We start from the raw sequence: 11416 nt of genomic DNA, 5'->3' as shown, positions 1-11416 counted from the left end.
AACCATCTTCCTTAAATCCCAACCCTCTCATAGACCTTGAATCATGATTAAACTAAAATTCAAAATATTAGGAACACTAGCCCTAGTCGGTGCAATTGGCATAGAATGTACCAGCCTAGTCAAACCAGCCACCGCACAAACCGCCGCATCCCTAGCCTATCATCTCCAACAAGCAGGTGCTCAAATGTACAGTGCTTCTTGGTGTCCTGTGTGCCGAAGACAAATCCAAGTGTTTGGAGATGCTTTCAGCCAAGTTCCGTATATTGAATGCTACCCCAACGGTAGAAACGGTACATTTAATTCCCAGTGCGAGAAAGCAGGAATTGAGAGTTTTCCTACATGGGTAATTGGCGGTCGTACCTATAGTGGCATGATGTCTATTCAACAACTAGCCAACATATCTAACTATGGTACACCTTCAGATACCAGTGACAAAAGAAAAGTGTGTAACTATAAAACCGACCTGATATTTTATGAAAGAAATCCTCAAATGTTGGGTCGGAAAATTTCTAGTTCTCAATCTAGTTTAGCTAATGAATGGTCAGGAATTAGAAGGAATATTCGGGGATGTCAGTAACGCATTAAAGCCCTAGTATTTGTAGGGGCGGTGCCCCCGTGCCCGCCCAATCTCTGAAACACCTACAAAATCGTGGATGGGGAGGGTAGGCACGGGGGCACTACCCCTACAACCCGCCCAATCTCTGAAACACCTACAAAATCATGGATGGGGAGGGTAGGCACGGGGGCACTACCCCTACAAAACGATCATTTGTCTGAGAAATAGCCCTGCCCGTGGTTGTCCCTGTTTGCGACAACCAGGTTAGATGTAGGGGCAATTCCCCCCGTGGTTGCCCTAGGCCAGGGCGGGTACGGGGGCCAGGGCGGGCACGGGGGCCAGGGCGGGCACGGGGGCACCGCCCCTACGTATCGGGTTGGGGGTGGTATTTTTCTAGATGTAAAGGTTCGTCTTCCCAAGCGATTGGATTGTTGAGGATATATTCACGAATTTTTTCGCAAGATTCCTCATCCCGGATAATGTGTTCGTGATAGTTACGCTGCCAAAATTTTTTGGGGAAAGGTGTCCAACCTAAGTTGGCAACACCATGCCGGTATTTAGCAGTTGTCAGTGATTTGAAGCGCTGAACAACATCTGGCAATGTCATGGGTTTCTTAGGAATAGCACCAGAAACATTGTCTGGCATCAAAACAATAATTCCGTGAAAATGATCTGGCATTACCACAAAAGCATCGACTTCTACACCTGGATAATGCAACGGCAATTCATTCCAAATAGTTTGCACCATCAGCCCTGGTTCGCTCAAATATATTTGGTTATTGCGGATTTCTCCTAATGTATACAAACCATCTTTAATACAGATAGTAACAAAATAAGCTCCCGCTTGAGAATAATCATATCCCTTGAGGCGAATAGAACGCCGATGATGTTTAGCAGCATCGTACTTCATGACAATTCGATAATGATATCAAATCAATTCTACCGTAGGGGCGGTGCCCCCGTGCCCGCCCTGGCCTGTGCCAACGGCCGAATGATCCGATGCGTAGGGGCGGTGCCCCCGTGCCCGCCCTGGCCTATGCCAACGGCCGAATGATCCGATGCGTAGGGGCGGTGCCCCCGTGCCCGCCCTGGCCTGTGCCAACGACGGAATGATGCGATTGTAGGGGCGGTGCCCCCGTGCCCGCCCTGGCCTGTGCCAACGACGGAATGATGCGATTGTAGGGGCGGTGCCCCCGTGCCCGCCCTGGCCTGTGCCAACGACGGAATGATGCGATTGTAGGGGCGGTGCCCCCGTGCCCGCCCTGGCCTGTGGAAACGGCGGGAGGATTGCCCCCATATATTTGGTACGATCGCTCTAACCGTGAGAGGATGGCTCAGCACTCAATCTTTTGCAGAACAACAAGACTTTGGCATTAGAGTTATTATAGCTTTCGGAGGAACAGTTTAATGCTGACTCTAGATATCCAATCAATTCTCAATTCTATTCCCAATGAAATTAGCTGGCAAGATATCGTACAGTTTGAAAAACTCGACGATCGCGTTGCTATTGCTAATGACCTTTGTGCTAACATTATTGGTGTCAATGAAAGTACGATCGAATGGTGCCCCAACAACAATCCGCCCGATCGCCTAGAACAACTCGTTTGGTGGTGGGTTGTGCGTCCAGATTTAGGAGCGGCGATCGCCAAAGAAGCTCCGCAAGAACTCAAAAATATCATCAGTCAATACATTCTGCAAAATTAACAAAAACCAGCGCTCGTCTGTCGTTCAAAAAATGGCGATCGCCCTTTCGACAAAAAGTCCGATCGCCCGCAAATAAATCTGCCCCAAATTCACCGAATAAAACTTCTTCAATTTCCGGTGCAATTATCGCCTATTTGCGAGTTACCACAACCCAATCGTCGGCTGTTTTGACAACCTGAGCATTCTTCAATCCTAAATGTTTGAGAACGGGTTTCTCTAACAAAAAATAAGGTTGAGGCAGAGTTTGCCATTTCTGTTGCAGCGTTGGCGCATCGGCGACAATAACTTGTCTCTCGCTATAAAAATTTAGCGACGGACGAGGTAATTTATGAGATGTAAAAACTTGCTGGCCTGTTGGGGTTCCTTTGCGGACGATTTCGGCGATCGGCTTTACGGGATAATCCTCGGCTAGTTCCCAAACCCAGTTATCGGAAGCGAACAATACCAACAACGTAACGTAAGTTCCCCAAATTAAAACTAATAAAAATTGTCTGTCTTTGCGGTGCAGCAATACGGCGGTTTGGATCGTTGTCAAAGCTACAAACATCAGCATTAATTGCAAATCTCTTTGGGGGGACACAATTTGTCCGCCCAGCGGCAGCCAGCCACTGAAGTAGGCGCAGCCGACGACAGCAACTACGCCTATTACTACCAAAATTGCCGGATGGGGTAACAAAGATATAGCATTAAAATAGTCTTCTGTTTCGTCTTTTGTGGATTCTTCCGGGGCTGAGAGTTGTTCCCAAACTTCCGCGAGATAGCTACCAACTGCGATCGCAAAAGCTGGATACACTGGCAACACATACCAAGGTAATTTGGTATTCATCACAGAAATAGCCAGCAGATATACTCCCGTCCAAACTAATACTAATTTTGCACCCGGAAATTTGCGGTTTTCCCAACTCAATCGCAGCCCTTGCAGCCAAAATAACTGCCAGGGCCAAGCTGATTCTAATATTTCTAATAGATAATACCAGGGCGGGCCTTTGTGATTCCCTACAGTGTCGGAAATGCGCCGGAAAGATTGGCTGACTAAATTGGTGTTGATGAAATCTTGTCCGTAGTGCAGCCATTGGGCAAAATACCAAGCTGCTACTGGCAAAGTTCCGATCGCCAATCCGCCCCAAAGATACCCAGAAGTCAGGAGTCGCGGGGTATCCCAAATCAGGAAAACAAAGCCGATCGCGCCCAGCAGCAGCCCCAACATCAGGCCTTTCGTCAAGCAAATCAGTCCGAAGCCAATCCCCGCGCCCAAAGCGTAGCGCAAATCGCGGCGCGATCGCACCAAACACCACATCGCAAACAGCAAAAAACACAAAACTGCTCCGTCTAACATCGCCAAACGTCCGTGCCGCACTACCGGAAGCAGCGTCAGATAAACGAGAGCCGAAAAAATGGCGATCGAGCGCTGCACAAACAACTCCCTGCCAATGGCGTAAAGCAGGGGTACTGAAGCCGCCGTCAGCATTGCCGGTACCAATCTCGCCGTCAATTCGCTGACACCACCGACGCGAAAACACAGCCCGATCAGCCAGTGTACCAGCGGCGGCTTGTTCAAATAAGGCACAGAGCCGATCGTAGGATACAGCCAATTTAAATTACCGCGCCAAATTTCGCGGCTTACCTGGGCTGCAATCCCTTCATCCCAATCCCGCAACGCCACGCCGCCTAGATTGTGCCCGAAAATCAGCACCGCAGCCAACAGAAAAGCCAGCATCCACAGTTTGTCTGTCAAGCTGTCATTGAAGCGAGTTTTCGGTTTGCGGCCCAGGAATCGAAAGATTTCTGACATAACTTAAGAGAGTTTTAGCGTCCCAAAGAGAAGGTAAACTTAGACAGCAGTTATTTGCGATCGTCGAAATACCATGAACTTACCTGTAATCATAGATATTATAATTGGCTTAGTGTTTATTTACCTGACTTTAAGCTTGCTAGCTTCCGAAATTCAGGAACTGATTGCTACTGTTTTGCAGTGGCGGGCAGAACATTTAAAGAAGTCCATCGAAGTGCTGATTTCTGGAGGCAGCGAAGGCACTAAAGATCCGCTGGAATTGCACCGAGTCGGACTGTTGGCAAATTCGATTTATGCCAATCCGATTATCAAGGATTTGAATCAAGGAGCGAAAGGGCTTTTATCGCAGGGATTTCGCTCTGTTACGCACCGCCTGGGAGATTTATACCGCGGCATGACTGGCACTAAGAATGTTTTTGGCAATAGATCGACAGGGCCTTCTTATATTCCAGCCGATAGTTTTGCTGCGAGCCTTTTGGATACTTTGAAAATTTCTGCTTTGGTGGAATCTCTCTCTAAAGGCAGACTGGAAAGATTTAAAGATTTACAGTTGGCACAAATTCAAGTCATTGGAGAGGGTTTGAATCTGCCGGAGTCTAAGAAACCAATTATTGAGCAAGAATTTGGCTGGCTGACTGCTGAGTTCAATCGAGTTGTTGAAGATTATAAAAATGATTTGGGAAGTTTGAACAACTGTTTGGATCGGATGTCAGAAAAGTTGGGATTTTATATTAATGATTCTCAGGTTTATCTGCCAGAAACCGAGCAGGGAGGAAGAGAATTTCAGAGACAGATGGCTTTTATTAAGGCGAGTTTTGATAGCGAGTTTGAGCGGGCAGCGTTGCGGGCGCAACTGCAACCGAGTTTGAGCAATTTGTTAAATACTGCGAGGAAAGTTAGAAAAAGTCAGGATACGGTAGCGCAAATTATGGATGAGAAACAGGAGAGTCCGATTTACAAACAAATTCAAGAAACCTTGGACAGTATGCCAGAATCTTTGAAACGCAGTCTTTATCTTTTGGCACAGCGTGCTGAAATAGGCGGTGGAGATACTCAAGAGCAGTTGCAGCGGTTTCAGAAAGAAATTGAAGGTTGGTTCGATCGATCGATGGAGCGCGCTTCGGGGGTTTACAAGCGGAATTCTAGAGGGGTGGCGATTTTGCTCGGAACTGCGATCGCCCTGACTGCTAACGCTGATACGATTACTATTGTTAATCGGTTGTCGAAGGATTCGATGTTGCGATCGACTGTTAATTTGTACGCTAAGCAGTTGGTGGAAAAAAATGCTAACACAAAATTGGATAATTTAACCAATCTCACCAAAGTTCAAAATCAGGTCGATCGAGCTTTGGATAATGTAGCTCTACCTTTTGGCTGGAGCGAACCGAACAGGTTAGAACTAGATGCCCAGGGGAATGTATTGTTGCCGGCTTTGATGGGAAAATTGTTTGGTTGGATGTTGAGCGGCGTAGCGATTTCTATGGGAGCTGGTTTTTGGTTCGAGGCGCTCAACAAGATTATTAATATCCGGAATGCGGGGAAGAAACCGCCCTCTACTACAGATTCGTGAAGGGTGGTATTTGTCGGGCCGGACGAACTTTGAGATTAAATATAAGGTACTTCATAAGGTACGTAGTTGCGCTTCAGCGCTCTTATATATTGAAAGAGCGCCCAAGCGCAACTACGTACCTAATTTGCATCAGAGTGCTTGTGTCTGCGATCGAGTATTTGAGGTTTAAGAGCGCCCAAGCGCAACTACGTACCTAATTTGCATCAGAGTGCTTGTGTCTGCGATCGAGCATTTGAGGTTTGAGATTTTAGATGGGATCGATCGCAATCGGGGGTTTTGAGGACACTTTGTTGAAGCGGTCACCTACAGGATACTGGATCTATCGGTAATTACTGACCGATCGCTAATTTGGGAAAATACAGAAAACATAAATTCCGTGCGATCGCGGATGGCAGCACCAGAGAAATAGGCGAAACTGATAGATGAGTGCAATGGCCGCGAGCCAAACCAACCTAGTTCCTGCCTGTTTCCAACGCTCTGACTCCAAGGGTACATCTACCAGCCAACACCCTTTTGGAGGAAGGAATATGTTCACTTCTTTGACGGAAACCAATCCCGCCTCGGAATACCAAAATCCCGGATCCAGAAGTTTTGCATTTAATGACTCCAGCATCAATGACGGCGGATATTTTGTCTCTGGGATTTTCGCGACGCTTGCAGTAATTTTAGTCAAGTCTATGTCTGACGGGATCCAGCAAGTTATCTCGGCACTTCAAAAATATGCCTCTATCCTGATTAGAGAGATTGACAAAGTTTGCACAATTTTTGGCGGCACTTCAGATTGCCTCGAACCAGATGACAGCCAATTGCTAAAAAGGCACAGTTCCCTAAGTGACAAAAACGGACTGGGTTCGTGTTATGCCGATCGAGATAGCGACACACTCAGCAACGGCCGCGGGTGCGATCGGTTGTTTGCTAAGGAGAGTGATGTAATTGAGGTTGTGGAACGTGCTGAGGGTGATTGGCCACAATGGAATTGTCATTAACCGCGTGATGGGGCGCGACGATGCGATCTGACTGAATGTGCGATCGATCGTATCAACTCCCGTTAAATAATTCTCATAGCCTTTGTAGTGTAGTGACAGCCCAACTCCGCAAAGTTCCTGTGCCCGCGCGCAAACAACTTAAGTGCGATCGATTAATCGGCACTTAATGTCAGACTGTTTCGATCCTTAGTAAATGCCACCAAACCAACTTGGTATCAGTATTCTGGTGTTTCAAAAATCTAGCCAGCCACGCAGCCTATCTCGTACAATTTTAGATTTTCAAAGTGGGGATGACTGAGGTCGCTCCTAGTTTTGCTCTGGCCTATACTTGCATTCTTGGTTTTCATTGACGCAATCATTCAAAAGGTATTATATAATTCATTCTCAAATTCGCTGAAATACAGGTAGGGACTTAGGCTGAGCCGTGTCCGCATACCCGAAATATCAGACTAAACACAAAAACACTCAATCTAATTTAAAGGGGTTGCTGAGTAGTAAATTACGCTTAGCCCATTTTTTTGTGCCGATAATTATAGGCATTTACAGCTAATAATCCTGAAAAATCCGGCTTTAAAAAAGCTGGATTTTTTTTGAATGTGCGCCACACATTTATTAGATATTCCAACAATTCTTGCCAAAAAATCGAGTAACTACAAGCGCAAGTATGTACAATCCGGAAAATAAAACATTTAAATAATTGATTGGTAAATATTGCACTATTTTCAAAATAGGTGTTAATATGAATTCAAATAAGACTGATAAGAACACTCCTGGGCTGTATCTACCAATAACGCCCTTAATGGAGTATCACAAATGAGTTCTACATTCGCTCAAACCAGCTCACAATCTTCTTTGGAAAAATTGCACCCACGTTCCTTAGTATTCATTGATTCCGGGGTGGAAGATTACGAGTCAATTGCAGCGGGAGTGCTACCTGGACAGCAGGTAGTAATCCTCGATAGCACCAAAAATGGCATCCAACAAATTACATCTGAAATTGAAAACTACGCCTCTACCAACGGGGCGATCGACTCGGTACACATTATTTCTCACGGCAGTTCTGGCAGCCTGCAACTCGGTAATACCGCTCTGGGTTCAGATAACATCGATCAATACAAAAGCCAGTTGGAAAAGTGGCAGAATTCACTAGCTCCAGAAGCCGACATCAGTCTCTACGGTTGCGATGTAGCAGCAGGGACAGGCGCTAGTTTCGTTGACAAGTTAAGCGAATTAACGGGGGCTGACGTTGCTGCATCCACCAACATCACTGGTAAAAACGGCGACTGGAATTTAGAATTTTCTAAGGGTCAAATTGAATCTCCCTTAGCCTTGAACTCCGATGTGATGGCAAATTACCAAGGTGATTTAGCTACTATCGTCGTCACGAATAATAGCGATAGCGGAGCAGGTTCCTTGAGAGCTGCGATCGCCTCCGCTGTTGCCGGGGACACAATTACCTTCGCTCCTGGTCTAGCTGGTCAAACCATCGCCCTTACCAGCGGTCAAATCGATATTCCCGTTGGCAAAAACCTCACCATTGACGGCGCCGGTGCAGCGGGTTTAACCATCAGCGGTAACAACTCATCCCGTGCCTTTTTTGTCAATGCAAACGTTGTGACTGCGACGAATTTTGCGGTCAAAAATCTCACTCTTGCCAACGGTAAAACGACTGGGACAGGTGGGGCGATCGGCACAACCGACGAAGTAAGGCTCACAGTAGACAACGTTCAGTTTAATAACAACGTTGCCGATCAAGGTGGTGGGGCAATTTTCGGTAATTTCAACAATACCCTGACAGTATCGAACAGTAAATTCAACGGCAACATCGCCACCGCAGCTAATGACGAACGCGGTGCAGGTGCGATCGGCTTTTTGAGCTCCAAAGCTTTTACTGTCACCAACAGCGACTTCACCAACAACAAGGGAATTAACGGTGGGGCAATTAACAGCCTTCAGGGCAAGTTAACAATTGACAATTCGCGATTCATCGGCAACGACACCAGCGCAGCCTCTTACGCAACAGGTCAAGGTAATCCTGGTTTAAGGGGTAACGGTGGCGCTATTTACACAGACAGAGCCAGCGGTCTAAATGAAGCTTCCGGCACAATCAAGATTACCAATAGCGTATTTCAGAACAATAAAGGTCGAGGTGAAGGAGGTGCAGCTTATCTGTTCACGGGCAGCCAAGACAATGTAATTTTGGAAAACACCACCTTCCAAAATAACGAAGTTATGGCGCTAACAGGCAGTCCCGGCGGTGGAAATCCTGGAAACGGTGGTGCGGTAACGGTTTTGAGCGACAGCACCAACCAGGGATTGACTATTACCAACACTAGCTTTGCTGGCAACAAAGCCAACAATCAAGGTGGTGGCCTGTGGATGCGAAATGCCCCTGCTACGATTACTAACAGCACGTTTTCTGGCAACTCCACCGCGTTTGCTGCTGGTGATTTCAACAAACTGGGCGGTGCCATGACTCTTGGTGCACGCACAACTATTGTCAACACGACGATCGCCGATAATAGCGCCGGGTGGGTTGGTGGAGGTATCTTCGCCGATGCCAATAATGTCACCCTCAAAAACACGGTTCTTTCCAACAATACAGCGGCTAACGGAGGAAACCCTTGGGGAATTCAGCAACACGTCACCGCCCAATATAGCGATCAAGGAGGGAATTTTCAGTGGCCGCCCAAAAACCCCAATGACGGCAGCGATGTCAATGCTACGGCAAGTGTGACCCTCGCAGATCCCAAACTCGGCCCCCTGCAAAACATCAACGGCGCTTTAGTCAGGCCTCTGCTGCTCGGAAGTCCAGCAATTGATAAAGGGGTTGCAAGTGGCGCACCCGCTTTGGATCAACGCGGCGTGACTCGCCCTCAAGATGGCGATACTATTCCAGGGGCGATCGTTGACAGCGGCTCTTTTGAATACACCAATGGAGTCGTGCCAACTCCCACTCCCACACCAACTCCGGCGCCGACACCAACACCCGCGCCGACTCCCACTCCCACACCAACTCCGGCGCCGACACCGACTCCGGCGCCGACTCCCACTCCCACACCAACTCCGGCGCCGACACCGACTCCGGCGCCGACTCCCACTCCCACACCAACTCCGGCGCCAACTCCGACACCCGCGCCGACTCCCACTCCCACACCAACTCCGGCGCCAACTCCGACACCCGCGCCAACTCCCACTCCCACACCAACTCCGGCGCCAACTCCGACACCCGCGCCGACTCCCACTCCCACACCAACTCCGGCGCCGACACCAACACCCGCGCCAACTCCCACTCCCACCTCCGATGCTTGCCTGCTCGATGGCCTCAATGCCCCGCAACTCGACCCTGCTACCATCACCCCCAACCCCGTCCAAAAAACTGTCAATGGGGGTAACAATGCCGATTTCATCATGGGTAGCAGCATCCCCGAGTCGATTAACGGACTTGGTGGCAACGACACTATCTACGGACTTGGCGGCAATGACAACATTGACGGCGGTGCAGATAACGACGCGATCTTCGGCAATGACGGCACTGATTTCATCCAAGGTGGTGCTGGCAACGATACCATCAGTGGTGGCAAAGATAATGACACTATTCTTGGCGCCGATGGCAATGACTTCTTAATGGGAGATTTGGGCAAAGATACTGTTGCCGGCGGTATCGGTAACGACACCATTTTTGGTGGCAAAGATGACGATATCTTGCTCGGTGAAGATGGCGACGACAACCTGTTAGGCAACTTAGGAAATGACACAATTAATGCTGGCAACGGCAACGATCTTGTGTTTGGTAATGAAGGTACAGACTTGCTGTTTGGTGGAGCAGGAAATGACACGATTTACGCCGGCAAAGACAACGACAGTCTCGATGGCGGTATTGGCAACGACGTACTGTTTGGTAACGATGCAAACGATGTTCTATGCGGTGACGCCGGTAACGATACGCTTTTCGGCGGTAAGGGTAACGATCTCTTTGCTGGCGGTGCTGGTTCCGATTTCCTTTCCGGGGATATAGGAGATGATACTTTGACTGGCGGTTCGGGAAGTGATGTGTTTTTCCTAAATCAAAGTTTGGGTAGCGACATCATTACTGATTTCCGCAAGGGCGAGGATTTAATTGGGTTGGCTCCCGGTTTGAGTTTCAATCAACTCAGCATTGCGTCTAGCAGCAATCAAACTTTGATTAGCGTGACGGGTACCAATCAATTGTTAGCGAAGCTTAACGGTGTACCCGGTACTCTCAGCGCTGGCGATTTCACTCAGGTAACAATCTAACTGCCTCTGGTAGGGTGCGCGACGCGCACCTTACTACCGGCAAAACATCGGGTAGGGTGCCCGGCGGGTTGAATGTTTTGACTAAAGACTGAGAATTTCCTCCCGCTGCATAGGTGTCAACTTAATCTCAAGTCTAGTCAGAGATTGTGGTTTGACTATTAAATCCCGATCCCCCCTAGCCCCCCTTAAAAAGGGGGGAACAAGAGTCAGATCGACAGTCCCCCGACTATCAGGCGGATTTAGGGGGATCTAGACTTGGCGTCAAACCCAAATTTATCAAGCATTTCAGGCTTAAGTTGACACTAATGCTTCCGCTGGGCACCCTACTGTTAGTTACCGGAATTTCGGATTTTTTTGGAACTTTTGGCGATCGACAAATACCTCAAATTGATATCGTTTCCAGTTGCATTGGAATTGTTGAAACTGTCAACTGTCAACTGTCAACTGTCAACTGTCAACTGTCAACTGTCAACTGTCAACTGTCAACTGTCAACTGTCAACTGTCAACTGTCAACTGTCAACTGTCAACT

The 11416-nt window shown here is 48.0% G+C and carries 8 protein-coding genes; 6 read left to right on the top strand and 2 right to left on the bottom strand.

Features of this window, described 5'->3' with window-relative positions; translation table 11 throughout:
• Nucleotides 1-43: 43 nt before the first annotated feature.
• Nucleotides 44-577 carry a thioredoxin domain-containing protein gene (locus QZ918_RS24480; protein WP_293339370.1) on the top strand — a complete coding sequence of 178 codons (534 nt, stop codon included), beginning with the start codon at nt 44-46 and terminating at the stop codon, nt 575-577.
• Between the two features lie 343 nt (nt 578-920).
• Here QZ918_RS24480 and QZ918_RS24475 read toward each other — a convergent pair whose 3' ends face one another.
• Nucleotides 921-1466 (bottom strand): transposase, encoded by a 546-nt coding sequence (locus QZ918_RS24475; RefSeq protein WP_293339367.1) that lies wholly within the window; start codon nt 1464-1466, stop codon nt 921-923.
• Nucleotides 1467-1963: 497 nt separating this feature from the next.
• On the opposite strand from QZ918_RS24475, the gene QZ918_RS24470 reads away from it, so the two are divergent.
• The gene (locus tag QZ918_RS24470) at nt 1964-2260 is read left to right on the top strand and encodes a hypothetical protein (protein ID WP_293339365.1); all 297 of its coding nucleotides are present in this window, start codon (nt 1964-1966) and stop codon (nt 2258-2260) included.
• Between the two features lie 130 nt (nt 2261-2390).
• Here QZ918_RS24470 and QZ918_RS24465 read toward each other — a convergent pair whose 3' ends face one another.
• Entirely contained in the window at nt 2391-4052 is a 1662-nt protein-coding gene (locus tag QZ918_RS24465) for an ArnT family glycosyltransferase (protein WP_293339363.1), read from the bottom strand.
• 73 nt (nt 4053-4125) lie between these two features.
• On the opposite strand from QZ918_RS24465, the gene QZ918_RS24460 reads away from it, so the two are divergent.
• From QZ918_RS24460 to QZ918_RS24445, 4 genes are all read left to right on the top strand, one after another.
• Nucleotides 4126-5622, top strand: a complete 1497-nt coding sequence (locus QZ918_RS24460) for a hypothetical protein (protein ID WP_293339360.1) — start codon at nt 4126-4128, stop codon at nt 5620-5622.
• A 527-nt stretch (nt 5623-6149) separates the two neighbouring features.
• Nucleotides 6150-6608, top strand: coding sequence for a hypothetical protein (locus QZ918_RS24455; RefSeq protein ID WP_293339357.1), 459 nt, complete (start codon nt 6150-6152; stop codon nt 6606-6608).
• A gap of 813 nt (nt 6609-7421) precedes the next feature.
• Nucleotides 7422-10886 carry a DUF4347 domain-containing protein gene (locus tag QZ918_RS24450; protein WP_293339354.1) on the top strand — a complete coding sequence of 1155 codons (3465 nt, stop codon included), beginning with the start codon at nt 7422-7424 and terminating at the stop codon, nt 10884-10886.
• 305 nt (nt 10887-11191) lie between these two features.
• The coding region (locus QZ918_RS24445; protein ID WP_293339351.1) for a hypothetical protein at nt 11192-11416 on the top strand (225 nt) is incomplete at its 3' end.

It is taken from the genome of Microcoleus sp. CAWBG58 (assembly GCF_020883045.1).
GTDB lineage: Bacteria > Cyanobacteriota > Cyanobacteriia > Cyanobacteriales > Microcoleaceae > Microcoleus.
This window is presented reverse-complemented; position numbering and strand designations above follow the sequence as displayed.

What these genes read in the sequence shown, in the direction of transcription:
- QZ918_RS24460 (WP_293339360.1), top strand. Translation starts at nt 4,126, where the DNA reads ATGAACTTACCTGTAATCATAGATATTATAATTGGCTTAGTGTTTATT.
- QZ918_RS24480 (WP_293339370.1), top strand. Translation starts at nt 44, where the DNA reads ATGATTAAACTAAAATTCAAAATATTAGGAACACTAGCCCTAGTCGGT.
- QZ918_RS24450 (WP_293339354.1), top strand. Translation starts at nt 7,422, where the DNA reads ATGAGTTCTACATTCGCTCAAACCAGCTCACAATCTTCTTTGGAAAAA.
- QZ918_RS24475 (WP_293339367.1), bottom strand. Translation starts at nt 1,466, where the DNA reads ATGAAGTACGATGCTGCTAAACATCATCGGCGTTCTATTCGCCTCAAG.
- QZ918_RS24465 (WP_293339363.1), bottom strand. Translation starts at nt 4,052, where the DNA reads ATGTCAGAAATCTTTCGATTCCTGGGCCGCAAACCGAAAACTCGCTTC.
- QZ918_RS24455 (WP_293339357.1), top strand. Translation starts at nt 6,150, where the DNA reads ATGTTCACTTCTTTGACGGAAACCAATCCCGCCTCGGAATACCAAAAT.
- QZ918_RS24470 (WP_293339365.1), top strand. Translation starts at nt 1,964, where the DNA reads ATGCTGACTCTAGATATCCAATCAATTCTCAATTCTATTCCCAATGAA.